General features: G+C 60.3%; 15 protein-coding genes and 3 pseudogenes. 12 read left to right on the top strand and 6 right to left on the bottom strand.

Translation table 11 applies throughout. The annotated features are described in order from the left end of the window. Nucleotides 1–169: 169 nt before the first annotated feature. The 4 genes and pseudogenes from IPM54_07920 (at nt 170) to IPM54_07935 (ending at nt 6,778) form a co-directional block, all read left to right on the top strand. Nucleotides 170–3,631 carry a DUF4215 domain-containing protein gene (locus tag IPM54_07920; GenBank protein ID MBK9259754.1) on the top strand — a complete coding sequence of 1,154 codons (3,462 nt, stop codon included), beginning with the start codon at nt 170–172 and terminating at the stop codon, nt 3,629–3,631. A gap of 1,527 nt (nt 3,632–5,158) precedes the next feature. Then, nucleotides 5,159–5,473, top strand: a pseudogene (locus IPM54_07925) (DUF4215 domain-containing protein). Beyond that, nucleotides 5,450–5,932 (top strand): annotated as a pseudogene (locus IPM54_07930) (proprotein convertase P-domain-containing protein). Before IPM54_07925 ends, IPM54_07930 begins: the two co-directional pseudogenes overlap by 24 nt. Before the next feature lie 450 nt (nt 5,933–6,382). Beyond that, a pseudogene (locus IPM54_07935) lies at nt 6,383–6,778 on the top strand (DUF4215 domain-containing protein). A 614-nt stretch (nt 6,779–7,392) separates the two neighbouring features. On the opposite strand, the gene IPM54_07940 reads toward IPM54_07935, so the two are convergent. Beyond that, on the bottom strand, nt 7,393–9,414 hold the full coding sequence (locus IPM54_07940; GenBank protein ID MBK9259755.1) for a hypothetical protein: 2,022 nt from the start codon (nt 9,412–9,414) through the stop codon (nt 7,393–7,395). A 256-nt stretch (nt 9,415–9,670) separates the two neighbouring features. On the opposite strand from IPM54_07940, the gene IPM54_07945 reads away from it, so the two are divergent. Further along, nucleotides 9,671–11,404, top strand: a complete 1,734-nt coding sequence (locus IPM54_07945) for a hypothetical protein (GenBank protein ID MBK9259756.1) — start codon at nt 9,671–9,673, stop codon at nt 11,402–11,404. A gap of 27 nt (nt 11,405–11,431) precedes the next feature. Here IPM54_07945 and IPM54_07950 read toward each other — a convergent pair whose 3' ends face one another. Further along, a complete protein-coding gene (locus IPM54_07950; GenBank protein MBK9259757.1) occupies nt 11,432–12,856 on the bottom strand; it encodes a carotenoid oxygenase family protein in 1,425 nt (474 codons plus the stop codon). A 125-nt stretch (nt 12,857–12,981) separates the two neighbouring features. On the opposite strand from IPM54_07950, the gene IPM54_07955 reads away from it, so the two are divergent. Genes IPM54_07955 through IPM54_07965 form a run of 3 tightly spaced genes read left to right on the top strand, consistent with a single transcriptional unit; the run spans nt 12,982 to nt 16,603 of the window. Continuing rightward, complete coding sequence (locus IPM54_07955; GenBank protein ID MBK9259758.1) at nt 12,982–14,292, top strand: AAA family ATPase; 1,311 nt, start codon at nt 12,982–12,984, stop codon at nt 14,290–14,292. A gap of 9 nt (nt 14,293–14,301) precedes the next feature. Beyond that, nucleotides 14,302–15,501 carry a hypothetical protein gene (locus IPM54_07960; protein ID MBK9259759.1) on the top strand — a complete coding sequence of 400 codons (1,200 nt, stop codon included), beginning with the start codon at nt 14,302–14,304 and terminating at the stop codon, nt 15,499–15,501. A 49-nt stretch (nt 15,502–15,550) separates the two neighbouring features. Then, complete coding sequence (locus IPM54_07965) at nt 15,551–16,603, top strand: 1-acyl-sn-glycerol-3-phosphate acyltransferase (GenBank protein MBK9259760.1); 1,053 nt, start codon at nt 15,551–15,553, stop codon at nt 16,601–16,603. On the opposite strand, the gene IPM54_07970 is transcribed toward IPM54_07965, so the two are convergent. Then, nucleotides 16,600–17,769, bottom strand: coding sequence for a HEAT repeat domain-containing protein (locus IPM54_07970; protein ID MBK9259761.1), 1,170 nt, complete (start codon nt 17,767–17,769; stop codon nt 16,600–16,602). The genes IPM54_07965 and IPM54_07970 overlap by 4 nt on opposite strands. 212 nt (nt 17,770–17,981) lie before the next feature. On the opposite strand from IPM54_07970, the gene IPM54_07975 reads away from it, so the two are divergent. Then, a complete protein-coding gene (locus IPM54_07975; GenBank protein ID MBK9259762.1) occupies nt 17,982–19,112 on the top strand; it encodes a hypothetical protein in 1,131 nt (376 codons plus the stop codon). A gap of 4 nt (nt 19,113–19,116) precedes the next feature. Here IPM54_07975 and IPM54_07980 read toward each other — a convergent pair whose 3' ends face one another. Both IPM54_07980 and IPM54_07985 read right to left on the bottom strand, forming a co-directional pair. After that, nucleotides 19,117–19,296, bottom strand: a complete 180-nt coding sequence (locus IPM54_07980) for a hypothetical protein (GenBank protein ID MBK9259763.1) — start codon at nt 19,294–19,296, stop codon at nt 19,117–19,119. Between the two features lie 70 nt (nt 19,297–19,366). Beyond that, the gene (locus IPM54_07985; GenBank protein ID MBK9259764.1) at nt 19,367–19,942 is read right to left on the bottom strand and encodes a periplasmic heavy metal sensor; all 576 of its coding nucleotides are present in this window, start codon (nt 19,940–19,942) and stop codon (nt 19,367–19,369) included. A 151-nt stretch (nt 19,943–20,093) separates the two neighbouring features. Here IPM54_07985 and IPM54_07990 point away from each other — a divergent pair, with 151 nt between their 5' ends. From IPM54_07990 to IPM54_08000, 3 genes are all read left to right on the top strand, one after another. Further along, nucleotides 20,094–21,365: a penicillin-insensitive murein endopeptidase gene (locus tag IPM54_07990; GenBank protein MBK9259765.1), complete on the top strand. Its 1,272-nt coding sequence runs from the start codon at nt 20,094–20,096 to the stop codon at nt 21,363–21,365. Between the two features lie 297 nt (nt 21,366–21,662). After that, the gene (locus IPM54_07995; protein MBK9259766.1) at nt 21,663–22,214 is read left to right on the top strand and encodes an AgmX/PglI C-terminal domain-containing protein; all 552 of its coding nucleotides are present in this window, start codon (nt 21,663–21,665) and stop codon (nt 22,212–22,214) included. A gap of 45 nt (nt 22,215–22,259) precedes the next feature. Further along, the gene (locus IPM54_08000) at nt 22,260–23,948 is read left to right on the top strand and encodes a hypothetical protein (protein MBK9259767.1); all 1,689 of its coding nucleotides are present in this window, start codon (nt 22,260–22,262) and stop codon (nt 23,946–23,948) included. On the opposite strand, the gene IPM54_08005 is transcribed toward IPM54_08000, so the two are convergent. Then, on the bottom strand, nt 23,918–26,419 hold the full coding sequence (locus IPM54_08005; GenBank protein MBK9259768.1) for a VCBS repeat-containing protein: 2,502 nt from the start codon (nt 26,417–26,419) through the stop codon (nt 23,918–23,920). The two genes, IPM54_08000 and IPM54_08005, sit on opposite strands and share 31 nt — an antisense overlap. Between the last annotated feature and the right edge of the window lie 81 nt (nt 26,420–26,500).

The raw sequence follows: 26,500 nt of genomic DNA on the forward strand, positions 1-26,500 counted from the left end.
CATCGCCAATCCCATCGAACCCATCCAAAGTTGCTCCCCAAAAGCTGAAAATGGCGGCGCAATTGCAAGGTTAGCGCCTCCGCGTTTCTGCTTGACCCCCATTTCCCATCGTGATGATGTGGCTCGGCAAGAATTTGCTTGTTCTGCCAATTGAGGAATGGGCTGGCCTATGAAGCGGTGGAAGCGTTTGGGGTCGAATCGATTTGCCGTTGCGTCGTTCGTATTGCTCACGGCATTGCTTGGAGCGTCTTCGGGGTGCGGGCCCGATGGGTCGCCGGTCAACCCAGGCACTGGCGGAGGCGGCGCAGGCGGCATGGGCGGGATGGCGGGAGCCGGAGGCGGGACGGCGTGCACGACGGCCGATTCGTGCCCTGGAACGGATACGGTTTGTCGGACGAGAACCTGCACCGATGGCGTTTGTGGTTTTGCGGATGTGCCAGCCGGTACGCCCACGAGCAATCAAACGACAGGCGATTGCCAGCGCGAGGTTTGTGATGGCATGGGCACGGTGACGACCGAGCCCGACGATGCCGACACGCTCGACGACATGAACGATTGCACGGCGGATGCATGCAATGCGGGCAGCCCGGAAAACACGCCTCTTGCTGCGGGCGCCGTATGCGCAGCCGGTAGCGGCAAGGTATGCGATGGTCAGGGAACGTGCGTCGAATGCAATGTCGCAACCGATTGCACGAGCCTCGTGTGCACGTCGAATAAATGCGTGTCGCCCGCTTGCGTCGATACGGTGAAAAACGGAACCGAAACCGACGTCGATTGCGGCGGAGCCGATTGTGCTCCGTGCACCGATGGCCTCGTCTGCAGCATCGCGTCCGATTGCATGAGTGGCGTTTGCACGAATGCGACATGCGCCGTTCCCACGTGCAGCGATACGGTGGAAAACGGCGACGAAACCGACGTCGATTGCGGTGGTGGCACGTGCAGCCCTTGTGGTCCAGGGCTTGGATGCACGCAGGACACCGATTGCACGGGCGGAGATTGCTCGGGCGCGGTTTGTCTCCCTACGTGCAGCGATAATGTAAAAAATAGCAACGAAACCGATGTCGATTGTGGTGGACCGAGCTGCAGTCCATGCGCCGATGGCCAAACGTGCTCGGTGGCGACGGATTGCGCGAGCAAAGTGTGTAGTAGTGGCGTGTGCCAAGCCGCGACATGTTCGGATAAAATGAAAAACGGGTCGGAAACGGGCATGGATTGCGGCGGTCCCGATTGCGTGGACTGTCCCGACGGCGAAGGGTGCACCGACGGCGGCGACTGCGCGAGCGGTGTTTGCTCGATGATGGTTTGTCAAACCGCAACGTGCATGGACAATACGAAAAACGGCCTCGAGACCGACATCGATTGCGGCGGAGGGATGTGTTCTCCTTGCGACCTCGGCAAAACCTGCACGCAGAATACGGATTGCTCGAGTAGCATTTGCGTCTCCGGCGTATGCGTCGACTCGCTCTGTGGCGATGGTCAAACGACGGGCGCCGAAGCGTGCGACGACGGCAATGGATCGGCAGGCGATGGATGCAGCGCAACGTGCAGCGTCGAAATGGGTTATTCGTGTGTGGGTACTCCCAGCGTTTGCACTGCGATTTGCGGTGATGGGATGATTGTCGGCGCCGAACTTTGCGACGACGGCAATACGAATGGCGGCGATGGATGCAGCGCGACGTGCACGGTCGAATCTGGGTTTGCTTGCACGGGTATGCCGAGCGCTTGCGCGACGACGTGTGGCGATGGGATCAAGGCAGGCGCGGAAGCATGCGACGACAGCAACATGAATGGTGGCGATTGCTGCAGCGCGATATGCAACATCGAATCCGGGTGCGAAATCGAGCCCAACGATTCGGACGCGACGGCCAATGCGTGGTCGTCAGTCGCAATTGGCAATCAGGTCAAGGCATTCAACGATCCCACGCTGGACAAGGATGTTTTCTCGATTGTCGTTCCACCCAACAACAAGGGCACGCTCACGGCTGAAGTCAAGGACGGGCCATTGGGTTCGAAGTGTTCGAATCCGACGCATATCGACAGTTTTCTGACCGTGCGCAATGCCGCAGGAATGTCGCTTGGAACGAATGACGACGTCAATCCCCCGACGAATTATTGTTCCAAAGTCACCGTCAACAACCTCGTGCCGGGAACGTACTTCGTCGAAGCCAAGCGCACGACGCTCGCACCCGCCGGACTCGCGACGTACGATTACACGCTTCAGGTGGACCTTGCGCTCGTGGCTTGCGGCGATGGAGCGATCGGTGCCGGCGAAACGTGCGACGATTCCAATGTGAACGATAACGACGGCTGTTCTTCTGCGTGCCTCGTAGAACAAGGCTGGGGTTGCACGGGGCAGCCGAGCATGTGTGTGTTCACCTGCGGCAATGGTACGGTGACTGGAAACGAGCAATGCGACGACGGCAATACGACGAGCGGCGACGGTTGCGCGAGCAACTGCCTATTCGAAATCACGAGCGACGTCGAGCCTAACAATGCGTGCGGACAAACGAGCGGCCCCTTCTTGCCTCCGTTTCTCTTGGATGGAGCGATTTCCCCGATAGGAGATCAGGATTACATCGCCATTACGGTGCCCACTTATGCTGATCTCAAGATCGAGACGTTCGCGCCCACGCACGGCAGTTGCAGTACGGGTACCGATACGATCATCCAATTGCGCGGTCCCGATTGCACGACCGTGCTCGTGACCGATGACGAGGACGGTATCAACAGTTGCTCCTTGATCGACTCGAATGTCGTGTCCGATGCTGCAGCTCGGCATCTTGCTCCGGGCACGTATTTCATCCGCGTCGAGGAGTACCTCAACAATGGTACCATTGCAGCTTACAAGCTGCAGGTTGGCTTCAATGCTCTTTGTGGCAATGGCATCACGGAGGGTTCCGAGCAATGTGATGGTGGGGCAAACTGCGCAGCGGATTGCATGCTCCTGCCATTCTGTGGGGATGGGTTGATTGCGACCGGTGAACAATGCGACGACGGCGGCACGACCGGCGGTGATGGTTGTTCGAGCACGTGCACGGTCGAGGCAGATTACCGATGCATGGGTACGCCGAGTGTCTGTGCGCTGTACGAGACAAACTGCAGCGATGGCATCGACAACGACGCTGACGGAAGCTTGGATGCAGCCGATGGGGATTGCGCGCTTCCTGCATATTTTCCCGGTTGCCAAGCGGGTGAAACGCTTCGCGTGTACAAATCGTTCGACACGCCGAAGTCGATTCCCGACAACAATCCGGCAGGGGCGACGAGCTTGGTGTCGGTCGTGAACAACGTCGGCAATGTTGCGAGCGTCGCGGTCCTGCTCAGCGCGACGCACACATGGGTCGAAGACGTCGACGTGACGCTCGTTTCGCCGACGAACGCTTCGTTCGACCTCACGAGCGACAATGGCGCGAGCAGCGATAACTACACGAACACGGTGCTGCATGCATCGTGTCCGCCGATCATGGGCGGCGCTGCGCCGTTTTCGAACTGCTACGCGCCGGAAGCATCTCTCGCGCCGCTCGCCGGAACGCCTGCACAAGGCGTATGGCAACTAAAAAGCGTCGACGACTCGATGGACGACACGGGAACGCTGGACAACTGGGCGCTCGTGCTCTGCATTGCACCATAGCAACCTTTCCGGCCGGCCGGTCGGTGCATACGACCGGCATTTCGTCAGCGAAACCTCTATTCATCGTTCCGCGAGCCGAATTCCCGGCAGCTCGACGGATTCGTGCTTGACCGCCCGATCCGTCCGTGATGAGGTTTGGCCTGGGACGATGCCCGTAATTCTTGGCGCCTATGCTGCGCCGGCAGGAGATGTCAACTCATGAACCGATGGAAGCGCCTTACGTCGAAGCGATTCGTCACGACGACGCTCGTCTTATTCGCAAGCTCGATAGGGGGCACGGCAGGATGTGAAATCATCTCGCAAGTCGATCGATCGCAAATCGACGGCGCGGGGGGCTCGGCGTGCGTACCTGAAAACGACATGAACGACTGCACCGACGATGCGTGCAATACCGACGGCACGACGGCGCATACGCCGAAGGCCGAGGGAACCGCGTGCAGCTCGAATGGCGGGTCGAAATGCGACGCCAATGGCGCGTGTGTGCAGTGTTTCAACGCGGAGGAATGCCCTGGCGACGACACGGCATGCCAAACGCGCACGTGCACGATGGGCGCCTGCGGGTTCGATTACACCGCGGCCGATACGCCCATTCCCACGCAAGTGGCGGGTGATTGCCTGATTACGGTTTGCGATGGCAATGGCGCGACCATTGATAACAACGACGACATGGACGTGCCCGACGACATGAATGCGTGCACCGACGACGTGTGCACGATGGGCACGCCGTCGAATACGAATTTGCCGCAAGGAACCGATTGCACGCCGGCCGGCGGACCCGACCCGCTCGTATGCAACGACATGGCTCAATGCGTCGGATGCAATACAGCAGACGATTGCCCCGGCACGGATGACGAGTGCAAGACGCGGACGTGCGACAACAACGTGTGCGGATTTACGTTCACCGCGGCAGACACTCCCGTTGCTGCGCAAACAGATAACGATTGCCTCCAGCACGTCTGTGATGGCAATGGCAATTTCGTCGATATTGCCGACGATACCGACTTGCCGCTCGATGACGGCAATGCTTGCACGGACGAAGTATGTAATGGCGGCATGCCCTCGCATCCGAACATGGCCGACGGTTCCATGTGCGACGACGGCGATCTGTGCACGCCGATGGATACGTGCCAGATGGGCACGTGCACCGCGGGCACGCCCATTACGTGCACCGCATTGGATGCATGCCACGAGGCGGGCACCTGCGATCCAATGACGGGCATGTGTTCCAACCCGAATGCGCCCGACGGCACGCTCTGCGACGACAGCGACGCATGTACCCAGACGGATAGCTGTACGGCCGGCACTTGTACCGGGGCCGACCCCATCGTGTGCATGGCTCTGGATCAATGCCATGTCGCGGGCACGTGCGACCCGATGACGGGCATGTGCTCGGATCCGGACGCACCCGATGGCACTTCGTGTGACGATAGCGATGCCTGCACGCAGACGGATAGCTGTATGGCGGGCACTTGTTCCGGGGCAGACCCTGTCACGTGTATGCCTTTGGATCAATGTCACGTCGCAGGCATGTGCGACCCGATGACGGGTACGTGCTCGGATCCCGACGCGCCCGATGGCACCGCCTGCACGTCCAACATGGCAAGCGGCATGTGCACGATGGGCGCGTGCATTGCGTGCGGTGACGGCATCGTGGACGCCACCGAAGCTTGCGACGACGGCAATACCGCCGCCAACGATGGCTGCAGCACGACATGCACCCTTGAAACGGGCTGGAACTGCTCCAGCGCGCCCAGCACGTGCACGGCCATTTGCGGTGACGGCCTGCTCCGCGGCGGCGAAGCGTGCGACGACGGCAACATGACCGCCGGCGACGGCTGTTCGGATACCTGCGCACTCGACATCACCTGTGGCCCCGGCGAGGTATCCGTCATCCTCACGAATACCACCTCGGCCGCCATCCCCGACAATGCCCAAGGTGGCATCATCAGCGTCATCAACGTCGGCCAAACGGGCGTGGTGCGCAGAGTCATTCCGTCGTTCAACATCGCGATTGCGAACACGGGCCATATCGACTCGTTCCTCACCTCGCCTCACGGCGTGCAACGCGCACTCGCGACCGACGTCGGTACCTCGGCGAACTTCACGGGGACGATGTTCAGCGACGCCGCCGCAACAACGATCACGGCGGGAACCGCGCCATACACGGGCACCTTCAGGCCCGAACAAACCATTTCCGACGCCGCAGGTTTTGGAAACCAAACTGCCGCCGGCAATTGGGTATTGCGCGTGGCTGACGATCTCTCCGGCACGACCGGAACCCTCAATGCCTGGTCGCTCGCTCTCTGCATCGACCCCAGCGTCCCGAGCGTTTGTGGCAACGGGTTTGTCGAACCTGGCGAACAATGCGACGACATGAATGCGAACGCGGGCGACGGCTGCGCATCCTGCCAGCTCGAAATCACCTGCGCAGGCAATGAAACGCTCGTCGTCCTGACGTCGACCGATGGCGCGGCCGTCATCCCAGACAACAACCTCGCGGGCATATCGAGCGTCATCAACGTCAGCGACATGGGCGTCGTGGGCAATGCAGTCGTCGTGGCCAATGCGATCTCGCACCAATTCGACGGCGACCTCAACCTCACGCTCATCTCCGCAACGGGGACGACCCTGGACCTGAGCTCCAGGAACGGCAGCACGGGCGACAATTATGTGTCGACCGTCTTCAGCGACGCAGCTTCGACGAACGTCACCGCCGGCGCCGCACCATTCCGCGGCCGCTTCAAGCCGGAAATGGCGCTGAGCAGCCTCATTGGCCAAGTCACCAATGGTGCGTGGACGTTCAACGTTGCAGACGCAGCCAATATCGATGGCGGCCTCTTGGGCTCGTGGAGCCTCGGGCTCTGCGTCGCCCCGACGCCGACGTGCGGCGACGGCATGCAAGAGATTGGCGAAACGTGCGACGACGGCGATACGGACGACGGCGACGGCTGCTCGAGCGCTTGCGCCGTGGAACCGGGCTGGCTTTGCATGGGCAATGCGCCGAGCATTTGCTCGCTCGCGTGTGGCAACGGCATGCAAGATGCCGGCGAGCAATGCGACGACGGCGGCACCGACAACGGTGACGGCTGCTCGTCGACGTGCACCGTCGAGCCGGACTACACCTGCACCCCCGCGCCGAGCACGTGCATGGCGTACGAGACGAACTGCAGCGACATGATCGACAACGACGGCGACGGCAACGCGGATGCGGCCGATTCCGATTGCACCTTGCCTGCGTACTTCCCCGCTTGCCAGGCGGGTGAAACGCTGCGCGTCTACAGGTCCTTCCATGCGCCCATCGCCATCCCCGACGCCAACACGACGGGCATCACGAGCCCCGTGTTCATCGTCGACAACATCGGCAACATCGCCAGCGGAGGAATCGTCCTCAATATCACGCATCCGTTCGACGGCGATGTGGACGTTTCCATTGTCTCCCCGGCCAACGTGACGTTCGACCTCTCGAGCGACAATGGCAGCACCGGAGACAACTACACGGAAACCGTGCTTCATCCAGTGTGTCCGACACTCATCACTGCGGGCACTCCACCGTACTCGGGTTGCTTTGCCCCCGAAGCTTCGCTCTTGCCGCTCCTCGGCACGCCCGCTCAGGGCGCATGGACGCTCAAAGTCGTCGACGATGGCTCGGGCGATCTCGGCACGCTCGACAATTGGAAGCTCGCGTTCTGTATCGCGCCGTAAAACCTTCCGCATGATGGCCGGCCGCGATGAACGGCCGGCCATTTCCTCGACAAACCTACCTACAGTGACAGCGAAGCAATGAACTGCTCGAGCTCGTCCTTCGCCATCTTCACCCCGTCTCGCGCCGCTGCAATCGACTGATCCAGCGCAGCGATCCGATCCTCCGTTTCGGCGAGCGCCGCGAGATAACGCGTCCCCAGGTCACTCTCCGCCGGCACGGCTTCGAGGTTTTTTCGCAGCCTTTCTTGATCCGCAGCGATTCGGGTCCGATCAGCCTCGAGCGCCGCGAGCGCTTGCTGTCGACCCGAAAGCGTCCGTTGAAGCTCCGCAACACGCCGCAACGCCGCGCGTACGGTCTCCGAAATCTCCGCCGATTGCGCAAACACGCCGAGCGCCTCGACACCGATCCCTCCAATGGACATCCGCTCTTCGATCGGCCTCTCCAGAATCACCTCGAGCATGGCGGTTTGTCCTGCTGCAACCTCCAAACTCACCCGATGATGCGTCGTGGTTTCTCCGAGCACGCCTTGCATCGGCGCCACGAGGGCAAACCCTGCGATACGTGGGTGCTCGATGATCATCGAACGCGGCTCGTTCGCAGGTCCGGCGATCGTGTAGTCCGTTTGCCTTCGCTCGACACGACGAACCACGAGCACCCCGCGATCGATGGATGCTCCCGTCATGACCTGCGCATACTTGTCATCGTAATTGACACGGACTTCGAGGTCCGCGGCAAATCCGAGCAGCCGCTCTTCGCCCATGGGCAGCGCACCGAGCTGCGCATCTCCGACGAAAGCGAGGTCTCCTTGCTCGCCTTGCATCTCGTAAACCGTCACGGCCCCTGGGGGCAAACCCGTGTCCGATTCGTTCACGAGGCGCACCGACGCCGTCGGGTTTGTCTTGCCCACGTCGCGACGATACACCGACACGCGTTCCGCACGCATTTGGCGTTGAATGATCGGCGCGAGCATGGCTTCGCCGCGGGCCAAATCGATCGGGTCGGCGAACATGAACGTCACCGCCGTTTCGCCTTCGGTCGCCCTCGCGATCGACGTATCCGCAGCAGGCGCTTCGGTCTCCTCGGCAGCGGACAGCCCGTCTGGCATTGCGAACGGCATAACTCCCGAATGCCGCGACAGTGAAGGCGCATCTACCGCTTTGTCCCTCGCGACCGCACCCGGATCGACCGGCGGCAAAATTCGCCCGAACACCTCCACCGGCACCACCGGACGCGTCACGAAATACGCTTCGTACAGCGCTTGTCGAAACGTCGCCGGATTACCCGACGCCACAGCCAGCTCGACGCCGATCCAGTCGTGACCGCTCATGTTTTCGAGCAGCGCAAAGCCTTCCATTTGCGCCATGTTTCCACTGTTTGGAAGGACCAACCGATACGTCGCCTTCCAGAGCGGCGCTTCGGCCACGTACCCCACCGACACCGTCCGTTCGCCTTCACCTTCCGCTTGAATCGAAATCATGCGGCGCCCGGTCGCGCTATGAGCGGCCACTGCGGCCAGCGCGTTCTCGACATTGGCACGCAGGATCGGATCGACGATTTCGATCGAGCCCGCATCTTCGAGCACAGCTTGGCGCATACCCGTCGAGCCCATCAACGTCATACGGTGTCGTACGATGGTCCCCTGCCCTTCTCCGAGCGACGTCGTCTCTTCGGTCACCGAAATGATTCGCCCCTCGATCACGGAGGCATGCACCGACATGCGAACCATCGATCCGCGTAGCGCTCTCATGAGTGACGCAGGCGACGAGAGGTCCTCGAGCGTAAACGGCATGTCGCGAAAAATCTCCGCAAGAGGCTCGCGGCCAGGGAGAGTTGCCCGCCCCATTTGCCCTTGCGCATCGACGACCACGATACTTTTCAAAATGTCGCTCACCTGATCGAGCCGCACGTCGAGCGACAAGGTTGCGTCTCCCGTGACTGTTGCTTCGTGCTCAAAATATCCCACGCCACCGGTCGTGAGCAGAACTCGCCGCAGAGGCAGTTCCTGCGCATTGCTCGAGCCGGTGAACGAACTGATTATCGAGCCGAGGATTAGTGCGCCTGCACTTCGAACATGTCCCATCGTCGCCTCCGTTATTTCGCTTTGCGTCACGGGCATACGGCTTGCGCCGCGTGCGCCATCATCCGTCGAGCCATCCGAGGCGTCCGTCAATGCGGCTGGCCGGTCGCGAAATCGACGTCGTTACCGTTTCGTGGCACTTGCCATTCGTCTCGAATGTCGCCATGCCGCCGACGTTCCGCATTTCGTCTGGCTTTCCCGATGTCTATGTGCATCTGCGTGAGGACGTAATGAGTCTTCGCGAGCTTTCCAAGGGACGATGTCGGGCGCGCTCACGATGCGAGCCGATCCGCCGCACGAATGCGTTTTTCGTACGGAACGTCTTGCAAAGCGGGCGCTCGTGCGCGAACATGAAAAGGTGAACATGCGTCCCATCTCGAACCTTTTGGCATTGTTGCTTGCATCGTGTCTTGCCCCTGGAATCGTCGGTTGTGGCGGCACGGAACCCACGAAAACTCCGGCAGCGCCGCCGCCGATTGCCGACGACCAAGGCAAAGCGACGAATTTGACCTGCCCTGGAATGCCCGGCTGTGAAAATGCAACCGGCGATTTCATGGTGGGCGCCGCGTCGAAAACCATTTCGCCCGCCATCGAGACGTGGACGGACACGAACGCCAATGGAGATTGGGACGACGGCGAGCCTTACGACGACGTCAACAAAAACGGCAAATGGGACGGCGTGTGGCTTGCGGGATTCGGCATGGGACGCGCGGCCACGGGTGTGCACGACGATGCATGGGCGCGCGCCGTAACGCTCGAACAAGGCGATGTATCGATAGGAATGATTTCGCTCGATGTCGTTGGATTTTTCCAGCAATGGATCATCGACATTCGTGAAGCAGCGGCTGCCGCGGGTCTGGATTTCGATCACGTCCTGGTATCGTCGACGCACGTGCATGAAATGCAAGACACCGTGGGTCAGTGGGGTCCGAATGCGAGCACCACGGGCGTCAATCCGGCGTACATGGATTACGTCATTTCGCAAGCAGTAGAGGCGCTGAAAGAAGCCAAGGCTGCGCAGAAAAAGTCGAAAATGGTGGTCGCCCAAGCCCAAAGGCCCGAGCTCGTCAATGATACGCGGCCGCCCATCGTGGTCGATCAAAACATCAATACGATCCAATTTCAGGACGACTCGTCCGCACCCATTGCGAACGTCGTCATCTGGGGCAATCATCCGGAAGCACTCGGGAGCAAGAATCAACTCCTGACGTCGGACTATCCGCATTACTTGCGAGAAGCTTTCGAGGCGAAGTGGCCATCGGCGCCCGCAATTTTCTTCAGCGGCCCGCTCGGAGGGCTCACCACGACGATTGGCATTACGGGATGCCCCGACGCCGGGGGTATGGAGACATGTCCGCAAGGGACGTTCGAGCGAGCCGAATATGTCGGCAAAGGTGCAGGCGACGCAGCCATTGCAGCGCTCGAAGGGCCCAACGTGACAAAAGACGATGCACCGGCACTCGCATTTCGTCGCCGCGCATTCTTGATTCCGCCGACGAACGTGACGCTGGCGCTCGGCGTGCTCTCGGGCCTCATCGTACGTGACGTCTATTGGGCCGACGGACGAAAGGTCGCGGACGAAGAACGCCCTGGGATCAGCGTGTCGCTCATTTCCTCGGGCGAAGTCGTCGTCGCGACGGAGGTCAATGGCATCCAAATCGGACCGGTCGCGATTGCGGGCGTGCCTGGGGAAATGTATACCGAGCTTTGGCTGGAAAAACCCGGGGGCGGTTCGTACATCGAGAAGCCCGAAGGTCGAGATTTCCCCAATGACGAGCCCGAAACGCCCATTCAAGCGATGTTGCCTGCGGGATCCATCAAGATGATCATCAACTGCGCCAATGACTTCCTTGGCTACATCGTTCCGCGGACGCAATGGGATTTCGTCGAGCCTTGGACCTACGGCGAACAGCAATACGGCGAAGAAAACTCGGCCGGTGATCAGACCGCGCCGATCATCGAATCCGAATTCGCCAAGATGTACGGGAAATAATTCGTCGATTTGCCGTTGTCGTCGCGTTTACGCGCCTGCGGGGACCCACCACGCGTGATACCCCGTCGGCACTCGCTGCGGAATTTCCACGCGCGCAAGTGGCGGGGCCTCGACGTTTTTCGCATCCAATACCCACGCTTCGCTCTTGCCGCTCGCTTCGTCGACCACGAACGTAACCAGGTACCCGTCGTCTTCCGCAGTCGAACCGATACGTGGCGCAAACACGACCTCGCCGCCGAATGACCCATGCGGATACGAGTGCGCGGTGCTCGAATTCTTTTCGATGTCGTACTTGATGACACCATCGAAAAGAAGCGTCGGCGCATTGGCAAAACGTTGGTTGTAGCTGTAGCGCGTTTTGCGTCCCAGCGCTCGGTTGTCCATGCGCGGAAATTCCGAAAGCGCATCATCGAGCTGGCATTCCTTCACGGTGCCCGTCGAAAGATCCAATTCCCAGCGATAGAGGCACGGCTCCAGACGGAGAAACCCGATGCTTGGAACGTCGCGCGCCGGATTCGCTGGATCGCCGACGAGCGGTGCGTCGATTTTGCATCCAATGAGCACCACTTTGTCGCCTTCTTCCCACGCGTTGATGGTGTGGTACATGTAAAATGGCGACGTTTCGAACCAGCGAATATCGGATCCAGGCGCGTAGCGCGGCAAGATGCCAATGCGACCAGGTTTGTCGCGAAAGAACTTGACCTTGGTTTTTCCCATGGCGAGAAGCTCTGGATCCCACATCATGGTCATGTCGAAAAAGAGCGTGTAATGCTCGGTGATTGCCAAGTCATGTTGCAAACGCGGACCTGGGAAATCGATGGTCGTGTGGTGAACGACCTCGCCCGTAGGAGCCACGACGGCGTACGTGAGGTACGGCGGAAAGGGTTTGTAATCGAAAAGCAGCAATTCGCCCGTGACGGCGTCGACTTTGGGATGCGCAGAAACCGTGGGCATTTTGCCGCCCCACGTTTCGGTGCCGCACGTTTCGAGGCTGGGCAATTTGACGACATAAGCAGCTCCACCGAGCCACCAAAGCGACAGCAATCGACCGGCGTGATAGACGACATCGGTATTCGACGAATCTTTGAAGGGTCCGCTGGGGTTGGTGAAGTCGGGGCGTTCCGAAACGCCTCGCCACAGGGACTTGCCGGCTTTCTCTTCGGCAAGAAATGCAGCGGTGCGCACCCATCGATTCGTGTACGCTGCGCGCCCGTCCTCGAATTGCACGGCATGAAGCATCCCGTCGCCATCGAACCAATGATGGCGGCCCTCCTGCCGAAAACGCGGATTCGCACCGTTACGCACGAACGTTCCTGCGAGATCCCGCGGAATTTCTCCAATGACCCGCAAATCGCGCGCGGACGATTCCGTATGCACTGGGGCATAGTTTCCGGACAAATAGGGTGACACTTCGGAGGAAATCGGCATTGACCGCGACTCGGTGGACATCATCGTAAAAAAGACCTCGAGACAAAGCATAGAGAATCAACCTTCGAGCCGCAAGGTGTATCTCGATCTCGTTTTTCTCTCGCGAGCGATGTGGCAACCACGTCATTTCGTGCTAGCCAAACGCCCCCGTGGCCAAAGCACCGATCCCCGAAGCTCGCACCGCGCACATCCCCGTAGGCCCGCGTTTGGAGGCCGTGCTCGAGCTCGCGTATCGAGCGCGCCGGCCGGTCCTGCTCGAAGGCCCCACGGGCATTGGCAAGAGCGAAATCGTCAGAAAACTTGCCGATCGACTTGGCATCGCCCACGTCGTGCTCGATCTGTCGCTGCTCGAACCCCCGGACCTCGTGGGTTTGCCCGTGATCGAAAACGGTCGCACGAAGTATGCCCTTCCAGACGTCCTTCCGCAGAGCGGAGCCGGCATCCTGATGCTGGAGGAGCTCAATCGCGCCGAGCGATACATCCAGCAACCAGCCCTGCAACTGCTGAGCGCTCGAAGGCTGCACGGATACGAATTGCCGCCCGGTTATGCGTGTTTTGCCGCGATAAACCCGGAAAGCGAAGGTTACCACGTCACGCCGCTCGACAAAGCCTTGCGAGCTCGTTTCTTGAGCTTGCCCGTTCGAGCGGATCGCACGAGCTGGCTGGGTTGGGCGCAAATGAACGGCGTGCATCCCGGCATCATTGCGGTCGCGCAAGCGCACGAACGCGTGCTCGACGACGTCCCGCCTCGCACGTGGACGTACGTGTCGCACATTCTGAGCGCGCTGCTTCCGCGCGAAATCGAAAACGTGGGACTTCTACGCGATGCGCTCAGTGGATACTTGCCACCTTCATGGGTCGAAATCGTCGTCTCGAGTCGCGCGACATGGTCGTCGTCATTGCCCTTCGACGTGCGCGAGCTGCTTTCCGAATACGACCGACGGGCGGACCTCGAGCATACCGTTCGCGGGTATGCATCGTCAGGACAAACCGATCGCCTCGACGAAATCACGACACGTCTTTGCCGACTGCTCGAAGGCCCCGAAGCTGGTGTGCTCCTTGCCGAAGGACGCATCACGCTGGGTGCATTCGAAGCGCTTTTGGGTGACCTTCCGGGCGATCAACGCGAAAAACTCGTCGAGTCGTTCGGGCGAAATCCCACGACGGTATCAATCGTCGAAATACGTCCCGAAGAACTGTGTGAGAGGTACATTGGTTCGAGCGCGCAGCGAAAAATAAAGCAGCTTGCGGTGGAACCTTTGAAACAACACCGCATCGCGTTCGTCGTGACGGCCCTTTGTTCGCACCTCGAACGCCACCCGAAACTTGCGGACGTCAAGCGAAGCAATCCCGTGCGCGCAAGCCTTGGCGGACTGCTCGTCGACCTGCCCGAACGCTGGGCGCTCGATTTGGTCGGCACCTGCAAACGGCTGGGAATCACTCCAATTCGCCCCTCGTGACCGAACGCCATGGTCGACGCAGTTCGCACGTTCCTGGACGATTTCATCACGAAAAGCGACTTTTCGCAGCGATATCCCTATTATGCCGCGGCGCTCGGGAACATGCTTCCCGTCGCCGATCCATCGGTCAAACGCATGGCGGTATCGCTTTACGATGGCCGGTTTTTCCTGCACATCAACGTCGACTCGTTCATGCGCGAACCTCAATTCCTGCGCGGCGTGCTCTTGCATGAAGTGCACCACGTCGTGCTCGGCCACTTGAGCCATCCAAAGTTTGCCGACGTAGCGGAGCCGGAACTGCTCGACTTGGCACTGGAAATGAGCGCCAATGAATACATCGAAGAACCTTTGCCGGATCCCATCCTATGGCAAAAGTATACTCGTTTCGGATTGCGGGCGGGGCAAAGTACGCTCGAACGTTACGAAAAATTGCTCGAAGCTGCGCGATCGGGAAAACTCGGCGCAAATGTGGCAAGCGGCGAAGTCGTCGATGATCATAGGCGATTCAAGAAGACGGCCGGGCAGCCGGGCGCGATTGAACAGACGCGGCAGCTTTTGGCGCAATCCATCGAAGAAGCGGGCGACACGGGCGACCAGGACGATCCGCGGCGCGGGCTTTTGGCTGGCAAAGATCCAGGAAAATGGATTGAAGAGATCGACGCTTGGATCGGTCCTCCCACCTATTGGGTCGATTGGAAAACGGCCCTTTCCATGTTTGCGTCGCAAGAGCGCACGCCCGTAGGCACGTTTGCGCGGCCGAGCCGCCGTTTTCCGAATCGTTTGGGCGAAGTGCCGGGCCGCGCATGGTCGCCTCGCGCCATGAGCCGACCGCGCCTGCTCATTGCCATTGATACGTCGCTCAGCATGACGTCGGCCGAGCTCGAGGAAATCGCAAAGCACTTGCGCCTCATCCACGAGCAAGCATTCATGACCGTCGTCGAATGCGACGCCGAAATACAGCGTGTCTATCCTTTTGCAGGCAAACTATCGGAAGTGGTTGGTCGGGGCGGGACGGATTTGCGCAAGGTGTTCGAGGAGGCTTTTCTACGCTTGCACTTGCCGGATGGCATCGTGTATTTCACGGATGGAGACGGTCCGTTCCCGGACGAACCACCTCGCATCCCGACGTTGTGGATTTTGACAAAACCCTCTACGTTTGCTTGTCCTTGGGGCAGTCGCGCAGCGCTCGAACGAAAACGCGTGCGCTGAAGCGATAAAAGCGTCACCATCGAAAGAATCCGCCCCCGTTCTGCAAGTAATGAAAACAACTGAGCTTTTGCATCCACCTCGAGTGGTACCGACGGAATCATTTTTCGCCATTTGGGCTCGTCGTGCCATCACGATTCCGGGTGTTTTTTTACTGACATCACTTGTCGTCGGAGTGGCTCCCGTTGCCTTGCCGGTGCTTGCGGCGCTCGACGTCGTGCGGCGGAATGATTTTCGATTGGTACGTTTTTATGCATCGATTGTCGTTTTGATTGGACTTCATCCCATTGGTCTCGTGATGTTGTTCGATGCGTTCCTTCGCGGTGGACGCCTCTGGGGTGCGCCGCGCGAACGCGAAATTCGCCTGACCGCCAAGGCCGAAGCGTGGTGGGCCAATGCCATGGTGCAGGCAGCGGTGTTCATTTATCGAATGCGGGTCGTCATCGAGGGGGCGGAGGAATTGGCTGGCGGCCGGGTGCTCGTATTCATGCGGCACACGAGCATTCTCGATACGATGCTTCCTCTTGCGGTGATTGGGCACCCGTTTGCCAAGCACGTGCGTTACGTGATGAAGCGCGAAGTGCTTTGGAATCCGTGTGTGGACGTCGTCGGACACCGCATTCCGACGGCATTCGTTCGTCGGGGCGGAACGCGGGACACGTCGGACATCGAGCAAGTCAAGTCGCTTGCGGACAACCTGGGTCCCGAGGGCATTGTGATCATTTACCCCGAGGGCACGAGGTTCACGAAGGAGAAGCAGGCGAAGCGTTTGGCCGACATTCAAAAAAACAATCCGGAATTATTCGATCGAGCGCGGACGCTCCAAAACGTTTTGCCCCTGCACCTTGGAGGATCGCTCGCGCTTTTGTCGCGCAAAGGTGATCACGATGTCGCATTTTGGGCTCACGTCGGGCTCGAGGGAGCGGGAAAAATGAGCGATTGGATTGGCGGCGCGCTCCTCGGACGAACCATTCGCATCAAGTTTTTCCGCGTTCCTTCGGCAAACGTTCCGCAGTCCGACGCCGCGCGCATCCATTGGCTCTACGAACAGTGGCACGAAGTGGATGCATGGATCGAGGAGCAGAAGGCGCCGTCGCGGCGCTAACTCGGATTCTTCGTCCACAATTTTTTCAAAAAAACCGCAACGGCACCCAACACGAGCGCGCCGAGGACAAACCAGATCACCCGACTCGATCGGGGCTGCATCGAGTTTGTCCCTCCAGGGTTTTTCGCGGCAACCGGCACCGGTGGAAGCAACGCGAGCTCGGTTGCCGCCACCTTGCGCGTCTCCGCATCCGCATGCGATTGGACAAACTCCGCGAGTTTGTCTCGTGCACGTGGTGTGTTGATGCGTCGCAAGCTGCCGAGTGCCGCAAAACGTAGCTCGGCAGGCTCCCTGCTCACGGCCCGGACGAGCGCATCCACCGCTACATCATTGCCCTCGGCCCCCACCGCTCGCGCAGCCGAAGTCGCTTCGTCGGGCGCGGCTGCGTCGACGATCGCTACGAGCGCCGCATTGACCTCGGGCACGAACCATCTGCTCTTCGCGCCTGCAATCACGGCCGATCGTTCGTTCGACGATGCCGACTCGAGCACCGAAACCCAGTGCGATCCGACGCGCGTGAGCTTTCGCCGTTCGAGCTCCGACAAGAGCCCAACGCGCAGCATCGCTGGGCGAGACCTATCGTCGACGACGCGCAAGAGCTCAGGAACATCGCTCTCCGAAATCAGGAGTGATGCACCGGCAAGCGTCAGATCTCGCAGTGCCATGTGAGCCAGCTTCGTGTCGCGACGCGAGAGCATCGCGATGGTGATGCGCCCGAGCTTCTGCGGATCGGTCGCGTTTCGCGGTCCTTTGCCGAGCGCCGCATACGTTCGAGCCGCATCGATCCACTCGGTACGGCGATCCGCCGGCAGCACGATTCGTTCCGAGATCGCCTCGACCGCTTCATACTTCGCTTCGTTGACTCGCTCGGGCGTTCGCGTGTGCTCGAGAAAAAGCAGCAGCTCTTCCCCGACGACGTACTGATCGTTGCCGTGCCTGTGCGGAAGAAACCGGATGGTGCCGCTCTTCGCGTCGCCTTCACGCAAGAGCTCGAGCACGTCGGCATCGACGGGCGGAAGTGCCTTTTCGTTCGGTGCGGCCTTCGCGACATACGTGATCCGACCAACGGCAACGACGTCGGCCGCGCGGCAGAGATCGTGCAGTGTTTGCGTACCTGGAATCGAGTGCGCGCGAGCTTCCGGGAGCGCGACAACGCTGGTGCACATGGCTGCAACGACGGGTAAGATCCGGTGAATCGACGTCGGCCGATGCACGTCTGAGCGCTCTATCGTCACAGCGCCACCACCGTGCATCGCGGTAGGCTCGGTGCCAAGAGACTTGTTGCCGTCGTCGAGCGTGCACGGCAAGATTTACGGCTGAGTCGCAGGTTGTCAGGGGCGGATGCAGACAGCATGCTCGGCCACCGCTGGAGGCAAACGTGATCGAATTCGAGGATACGCAGCAGTTGATCGACGCGCTCGAGGATCGGCTGGATCAGCCGGTAAACGCGTCCTACCCGCTGCGGGAGAAGGAGATCATCGGCATTTGGCGCAAGCGCTGCGTCCAAGCGCTGCACCATCTCGCCGATCGTGAGCTGTTCATCCGCAAGGACGCCTTCGGTCGCCCTCTGTACATGCATCTGCTCGACGTCGCCGATGAGCCGATGTTCGTAAACTTCGAGGATGCGCCCGGACGAACCATTCTTCTTGGCGAGATCATTCGCAACATCGCAAATCCAGGCCGAATCACGCAGGGACTCAAAGGCACGTGCGCAGCCACGTGCGTCGAAATTTACATGGCGGAACGCGATCCCGCCGAGTACGCACGACTTTGCGCAGGGCTCGTAACACCTCGCGGCTGCGTGACACTCCGCAACGGCGATGCGCTTTCCCGCGACGAAGACGTCCTCGCTCCCGACGAACACGAATTTCGTCGCAGCCCCATCAGCCGCATTTTTCAAGTGGCTTGCATGGAATACGCCTACCCGGAGCTCGACTACCGCAACGACATCGACGCCCAGTTTCAAGGCGAAGACAACACGGGAACGGGCCTGAGCTTGAAAGCCTTCGAGAGGCTGCTCGTCGCCACCTCCGGCGAAACGTGGAAGACGATCTCCGACGGGTTTGCCCCTTTCGTGAAATTGCTCGGCCTCGACCCGTCCAAACTTCCCGATCTGCATCGAGACGGCATGAACATCATCGAGCGCTCGACGAGCGCCGGTGAACCGGTGTTCGCCACGATCGAATTGTCGAAGGTTCGCAGCCCCATCAGGCGCGCCGCGTCGAACGGCTGTGCCGAACACGCGGCGCACAAAGTCCGCGTTCTCGCGGTCGATCGCATCAAAGGCACCGTGCTTTACGACGATCCCATGGATCCGCAGCGATCGTGGTTCGAGGGAGTCAAGAGCGACGTCATCGACAAGTACGGGCATTGCACGATGCCCATCGAAGACTTCGACAAACTGCTGGTGGAGCTCAGTTACAAACCCCAATTCGGGCCAACTGCGCAAGCCATGACGGCTTCACCGGCGCCAGCCGAGCAAACGGTTGGTACACAAAGCATTTCCTGATCGCTCACGGCGTCTGCGCAGTCCCTGCCTCGGCACCTTTCGCCGCATCGACACAAATCTTCGCAACGTGATGTTCGAAGGCCCGTCGCTTCGCCTGGTGGTGGCACTTCAGGCTCGCAAAACCGGCTGCGTAACCACCGATGGTCCCCAGCGTGAGCAGCACGATCAACAGTCGTCGTTTCATGATTCGCCTCGTTCGTCTTCCAATTCGTTTGTGTTCAGATCATTTTTCGCGAATGTCGCGAACGTTCCCCTCACGCCCAACCGCCACGAAATCCGAAGCCGCCCGCGCGTTCGATCATGTCTGCGAAGCGCCTGCGTTGTTCCTCGTCGAGCGCTTCGTGTGTCTTCGCAAGTGCACCCACAGCAGCCTTGCGAAGCGCGTCGAGCGATGCGTCGTGGCGTGCGAACAGCTCACCCATCGCGGTCTCGTCGAAGCTCGAGCTACGCATCACACGCGCGATGTCTTCGCGGCTCTTTTGCAGCTCACCACGATGCTTGCGCATCACCTCGACGAGCTCCTCGACGGCTGCTCGGATGACTTTTTCCTGGCCCGGTGTCGTGTCGAGAGCCTGGAATACGCGTCGCAAGAAGAAGAACGCCATGGGAGGCGCCCCATGCTGCCAATGTTCACGTCCGTGTGAGCGGAACGGATGGCCGCGTTCTCCTTCGACATCGTGGTCGTTCCACGCGCAAGAGCGTGTGTCATAGCCGCCGCAACCCGCGAACCGCGCGTAGTTCCGGTAGCCGAAACCACCGTGACAAGCGCCACGACGCAGCGTGTAGACAAGGCCGATGAGGCAAGCGGTACCGACGAAGAATCCGAACATGTTTCGACTCCTCTGCGGCTTTCTGGCGCCGCATTTCGTTCTGGAGCGAAACATCGATCACGTATGTGAAGGGACAGCCCCGACGAGTGTGAAGAAGAGCAAAGCTCAAAGAGTGGCGTCGGTGTACGAGCCGCGGCTATAGTTCCGATCGATGTGGCGCTGGCTCGTGCTGGTCTTGCTCATCGCTCCAGCATGTGGAGCGGCTGCTGCACCACCTCCCAAGGTCGTGGGGGCCGTGTCGCCTGCGGCAACGCACGCGGACAAACCCCCATCGCCTCCGCCCGCGCCTACGGTGAAAATCATCGTGGCGACGGACGTTCCGGCGGATCCCAATGCCGCGGATGAGCCCTCTTACCCCGTCGCGACAGACGAGGACGAGCAGGAAGAGCTCGACGACGATCACGACGACGAAACGTCGGACGCGCCCGTTGCCGAAGCCGAGCCCGCCGTGCGCGCGGTTCGTCCTGCTCCACCAAAGTCGCCGCTGCTTACGCTGAGCGCTGCGGACCTCGAGAAACGCTACAAGAAAGATCCGGCATCCGTAGGACCGCTCGCGCTCGGAACACCCAACGCAGGAGCTCTCGTCAACGGCGTGCAGATGCCGAAGAGCGACAAGTGGATCGTGCAGGATCCTTCGTGCGCATGGGGCACGCAGGAGACGATCGACGGGATCGCGCGGAGCATCGAGAAGGTCGTGGCGGAACATCCGGGCGCGCCGCCGCTTGCGATTGGGCACATCAGCTCGAAGCGCGGAGGGCACCTTTCGCCGCACAAGAGCCACCAATCGGGACGCGATGTCGATCTCGGCTACTACCACTCACCGCCGAAGTCGGTGTTTGTCCGAGGCACCGAGAAAAACTTGGACCTCGAACGAACGTACGCCCTCATCAAGACCATCGTCACGGAAACGGACACGGAGCTCGTCCTCGTCGACACGGCGATTCAGCGCATGCTCGTGAAGTACGCGCTTTCGCACGGCGAAGACGAAGCGTTCGTGGATCGATTGTTTCAGGTTCGTAACAAGCATCCGCGCCCGTACGTGCGTCACGCGCGCGGGCATGCGAACCATCTGCACGTACGTTTTTCGAGTCCGATTGCGCAAACGCTGGGACGGCGCGCGGAAACGTTCTTGAAGCGCGAGAGGGTTGCGCCGCCGCACGTCGGACAAACCTACGTCATGCACAAGGCACGTAACGGCGACACGCTCCACGTGCTCGCCAAGCGCTACGGCACGACCGTCGAAGCGATTCAGTCAGCGAACAGCCTGAAGACGATCGATCTCAAGATGGGGCGAACCTACAAGATCCCCGTCCCCAAAGCTCCTGCGAAGGCTGCGGCCAAACCGACACCCAAGACAAAGCCCAAGACCACACCGCGCACCGCTGCCAAAGGGCACAAGGCGGGCGCGGCCGCTCGAAAGTGAAGTAGGCCCCGACAAACCCGAGGTAGACGATGGACTACCGCAATGACCTCGAAGCATCCCGGCTCCGCATCAACACGCTCGAAGCCAAGCTCGAGGAAAGCAAGGCATCGCTCGAAGCGCGCGAAGCAGAGCTCGCCGAATGCAAGGTTGAGCGGGATCGGTTGCGACAAACCGGTGCAGCCAAACCTGCTCCGTCGCGTTGGTACTTGCTCAACGTCGCCGTCATTTCGTTCGTCGTGGGAACGGGATTCGGGGCCGGATTCGGGCTCATGATCAGTCTTCCAGCAGAAACTGTGGTTGAACCGGGCAGCTCCCCTTGCGACCGTCACCGAAGACGGGCCGAAGGCTGCAGGACGTGCAAACGTGCCGCCTCCAGTGCCTCGACCGCCCCCTGCAACGGATCAAGGGCGTGCAGCCGTGCCGCAAGAAGAGCCGCGACCACCCACCGCAACCATTGCAGGTCAAACGGGATCCGAAGGCAGCACGGAGCCAGATGCAGCGCCGGCAGTGACGATCACGGGGCACACGGGACTCGACGAAGACACCAAGAGCATCACGTCGATCATCGACACTGCACGTCCCAAAGTGCGCGACTGCTACCGCGCGCAAGCCAAGAGCAAACCCGATGCCGCGGGCAGCCTCAAAGTCATCTTCGACATCGATGCCAAAGGCCGCGTTTCGGACGTCAAAATCAAGCCCATATCCGCATACTCGCAGCCCTGGTGGGACAAAAACTTCGAGACATGCGTCGGCGCCGCCTATCGCAAGCTCGAGTTTCCGTCGTCAAGTAGCTCGCGCACGACCGCCGAAGCCAACTACTTCTTGTCGGCCCTCGATTTGCGCTTGTGAATTCTGGTCCACCCGCACGCGTGGCAGAAGTATGCTCGCTCCACCGTGCGTTTGTCCCTGCCCCATCATCACGTTTTGCAGGTGAGCGCCGCGTTCGTCGCGGCATGCGGAGCGCTCGCGTGCACGCCGCAGCAGGTCTTCATCGAGAAGCCCTGTCCGCCCGTCGAGTACCCCGTGGTGAATGCGCCGCTTCCAGCGGTTTCGCCATCCGATGCCGCCGCACATCGAACGCTCGATCTTCATCTCGCACCAACGCGTGACGACGCCGGCCAAATCGCAGCCATCGATGTCACCATGCGATTTTCCGTGCCTCCCGTCGATTTCGGCGAGACAAACCCGATCGTCCTGCACTTCGCCTCTCGAAGCGCAACAGCAGCAATGGCCGATCGCATCGAGGATCTCGCGGCGCGCGACAGTGAAGGAAGTCTCGCCTTGCGGCGCGTGGCCGCAGCCGAATCGAGCAAGCCTGGAGCCATCGAATGGCGTAGCGAGCGGCGAGCGCGCGGGCCCGTAACGGTCAATTATCGATTCGAATTGCCTCCTGCAGACGCTGCACCGGATGAATTCGCGACGAGCGCCGCTGGCATACTTGGCATTGGCCGAGCGCTTTTTTTGCTGCCGTCGACGACCGAATCGCACACGATCCGCATTCGGTGGGACTTGCAGGCACTCGGCTCGGACGCTCGAGGTTTTTCGACTTTTGGGACGGAGGAAGCCGTCGTGGAAGAGCCGCCATCGGCGCTCGAAGGTGCCATCTGGGCAGCCGGGTCGCTCCACGCAATTGCCATCATTTCCACACCAGCAAACACGCCCCCAGGCGTCCGATTTCGATGGATTACGCTTGGTAAGAGTCCATTCGACGTGCTCGATGTGGCTCCGTGGGCAAACCGCGCGTGGCTTTCAGCGCGCACGGTAGCCTCCGATAATCCGGAATTACAATTCGACCTTTTTGTTCGTCCAACGGGAAAGACCGGGCAACGTTTCGACGTCGGCGTGTTCGGACGCAGCGCCATTGCCACCGTCGACAACGAATCTACATTCGGTTGGCCAGAAAAACTATCCGTCACACGAGCTTTCATCCGTAGCGCTCGTGGCCCGAACCTCATGAACGTTCGCTGGTTCGACGAAGGGTTTGCCACGTACAATGCGCTCGAAACACTGCGCCGTTCGAGTCTCGCCAGTCCGGCTGACATTGCATCCGAGCTTGCGAAGCGGGCCGAACGCTATTTTGCGTCGCCGTGGCTCCGCACTGCCCTCGCGACACTCGAAGCAAAAGGCAACACGACCGCAATTGAGCACGCCGATGATCGCGGAATGCTGTATGCGGCCGAGCTCGATGCAAAAATTCGAGCCAGCAGCAGCGGAAAACGATCACTCGAAGATTTCCTTCGAATGGTCGCACAACAAACGCCAACAGACGCGGCGTCTGGTCCGCAATCGACCGGCGTCGGTGCCACGACATTCAGAACCCTGCTCGAGAAAGAGCTCGGCGCAGAAGCGGTTTCCCGATTCGCCGACGTCATCGAGAAAGCATCGGCAACCGTGAACATCCCCGACGATGCATTCGGGCCGTGTTTCAAGAAGGTGAAAAAGAAGATTCAGCGCGAGGAGGGCGAGAGCAAAAAGCGCGAGAGTGTCGATGGTTTTACCTGGTCACTCGTGCCAAAGCTCCCGCCGAGTTGCGCCAATGCGACGTCGACGCCTCAAGTCGGCGGCTTGCAGAAGACGCCGTAGATCGTTCCGAGGTTGTTGCCGGGTTTGCATTCGGCATAAGCACCGTCGTCATTGGGAATGACGGTGACATCGACCTTTTCGCTCTCGATTTGCGGAGGCATGGTCCATACGCAGCTTACGAGTCGGCATTCTTCGGGTAGAATGATTTCCGTCGTTTTCGCCTCGCAAACCTTTTGAGCTCCAACGTAGAAGCCAACGGATAGCCCCGCCGCGACCGGATCCGCGCCGCGATTGCAGATGGGAGCGCCAATTTCGACGCCCGCGCCCGTACACGCGTATTGCTCGCTTGCTCCAGCCGTTGGATCACCCGTTGCGGCCCCATTGGCATTGCCAGGAACGTTTTGGCGGAAATTGTTGAGGTCTGGATCGTCCCAATTGTTCGTCCACGCGCTCGTCTGAGGAATGGTACCGTCTTCTTGCACGTGCGTCACGGCGTACGGATGCTGATTCCAAATGGTCCTCGAGCGAACCCACTTGTCGTTGGTATCCGAATAAACGCGAATGCCGGAGACGCCATGCGGGTGACCCGCCCGGCACGTATTGCCTGCTCCGGGCGTGCCCGCAGGCGGCGGCGCGCACTTGAAGCCTTCTTCAATGCACGCAGCGTCGTCATTTGCGCTGCAGCATTGCTTGGTTTCCATGCAGCGGCAAAGCCCCGCATCGCAAACGCCCGAAAGGCACTCGCTATTCGTCGTGCAACGTACGCCGGGGAATTGCGGGTCGACTCCATTCGCGTCGAGGGTTTGGCAAACGATACCCGTTCCATCGGGCGAACACGCCTTGTTGGAGGGTGTTACGAGGTCCGCGCGGAAATTTCCGTCGACATCGGCAATGAGCGGGTTTTCGTACCACGTGCACGACGAGCGGTATTGGCTGAAAAGTACGTCGCCCGTATCACCGTCGTACACGCGGACGAAGCATTCATCACCGTAAACGACTTCGCTCGAGCCATCGGCTTCGAAATCGAATACGCTCGATCCCGTCACGTTCGACGAGAGATCTTGCGTGGAGCGCGACCAGAGAATGTAGCTCCCCGGAGCACACGTGGCGCCGGCGAAATCGCAGGGCCCCGCATTGCACGTTCCACCCGGCCGAGGAGCCGCGCCGCAATCGATGTCGTAAATGGTGTAGAACGCTTGACCGGCAACGGCCACCTCGGGCAAACCATCGCCGTCGAAATCGCTGATCGTTGGAGGCCCGCCGCCCCCTGCACCAGGAACGGCCACCGGAGGTTGAGCAAGCGTGCCGTCAATGGCGTAGACCATGACGAAACTGTTGCGGACGACGGCAATTTCGGGGTTCTTCTCCGGAATGCCATCGCCGTACGCACCGAAATTCGCCACGGCCACGTGACCGGGTGCGGACGCATTTGCGCCGGGGAAACCAGGTTCTTGCGCCCACGCGCCGCCGACCCATTCCCAAATGAATTGCCCATTCGTGAATTCGATGTTCGGGTCCTGATCGAGGTTTGCAACAACCGAGAAGAGGCCCGCCGAATAACTTGCGTACCCAGCCGGAGCTCCCGCGGCCAGCGTACCGTCGGATCGAAGCACAGCGCCTTCGCGAATGATTTCGGGTTTGCCGTCGTCGTCGATGTCGTGAATGGACGGCCCGCCCCATCCCACGGGACACCGGTGATTGCCCCCATCACACGGACCTCCCACGATGCCCGCCTGAAACGGCGACTTCCACAAAAGACCCCACGTTCCATTTTTGCGCGTGAATGCAAGCGTGGAACCATCAGCCCCGTACGCGACGATTTCAGCAACGCCATCGCCATCGAGATCTCCCGACGCAAGCGTCGCCGATGAAACGGTATAATCGGGGATGCCGTCGTTATCGAGGTCCGTGCCGCCGAGGTTGGCTTCGAGCGTGCAATCGGAACCGCGAAGCACGCGAATCACGCCGAGATCCTCGGTGTAATTGCCGACGACCGTCGCCGTGAAGCTTGCCGCAATGCTCGGAGGCCCCGCCGCGGCAGGCTTGTTGAAATTGACGACGATGGGCGTACCTTGCACGTCGACGTGCTGGGGAAAAGCATCTCCGTCGGGTGCTTTGGCGAATTCACACTTGACCCGTGGCGAAAAAATGCCCGCTGCAATCACATTGATGCAGCTTGGATCATTGCCAGGCATTTTGCCTTCCCACGGCAAACACTGCTTCGTCGTGGGATCGCAATACGTGTCGTTTTTACACTGTGCGTCGCTCGTGCACCCTCCAATCGGTACGCACACGCCGTGCGAACACACTTGCGTCGGATCGCACACCGGATTGCATGTACCGGAAAAACCGCCGGATCCAGATACCGGACCGACGAAAGAACCGCCTTCGCCTCCTTGCCCTCCGGTCGCTGCTCCGCCCATGCCACCAGCACCGCTCGTCGTCACTTGCCCAGTTTCCGTGCACCCTTGCGATGCTGCCGGAAGAGCGAGCGCGAGCATTGCGCATGCGACAAACCAGGATCTTCGCACGGCTCGTGATTCCATAAGCTCCTCACATTCGATCGTGTCACGGCAGATGACCGTGAGCGACCATGTTCGCCACTTGGCCGA

Source organism: Polyangiaceae bacterium (genome assembly GCA_016715885.1).
GTDB lineage: Bacteria > Myxococcota_A > Polyangia > Polyangiales > Polyangiaceae > Polyangium.

Coding starts and splice junctions, on each gene's coding strand:
- IPM54_07990 (MBK9259765.1), top strand. CDS start 20,094: ATGTGGCGCTGGCTCGTGCTGGTCTTGCTCATCGCTCCAGCATGTGGA.
- IPM54_07950 (MBK9259757.1), bottom strand. CDS start 12,856: ATGATGTCCACCGAGTCGCGGTCAATGCCGATTTCCTCCGAAGTGTCA.
- IPM54_07945 (MBK9259756.1), top strand. CDS start 9,671: ATGTCGGGCGCGCTCACGATGCGAGCCGATCCGCCGCACGAATGCGTT.
- IPM54_07960 (MBK9259759.1), top strand. CDS start 14,302: ATGGTCGACGCAGTTCGCACGTTCCTGGACGATTTCATCACGAAAAGC.
- IPM54_07940 (MBK9259755.1), bottom strand. CDS start 9,414: ATGGGACATGTTCGAAGTGCAGGCGCACTAATCCTCGGCTCGATAATC.
- IPM54_07965 (MBK9259760.1), top strand. CDS start 15,551: ATGAAAACAACTGAGCTTTTGCATCCACCTCGAGTGGTACCGACGGAA.
- IPM54_07970 (MBK9259761.1), bottom strand. CDS start 17,769: ATGTGCACCAGCGTTGTCGCGCTCCCGGAAGCTCGCGCGCACTCGATT.
- IPM54_07980 (MBK9259763.1), bottom strand. CDS start 19,296: ATGAAACGACGACTGTTGATCGTGCTGCTCACGCTGGGGACCATCGGT.
- IPM54_07920 (MBK9259754.1), top strand. CDS start 170: ATGAAGCGGTGGAAGCGTTTGGGGTCGAATCGATTTGCCGTTGCGTCG.
- IPM54_07985 (MBK9259764.1), bottom strand. CDS start 19,942: ATGTTCGGATTCTTCGTCGGTACCGCTTGCCTCATCGGCCTTGTCTAC.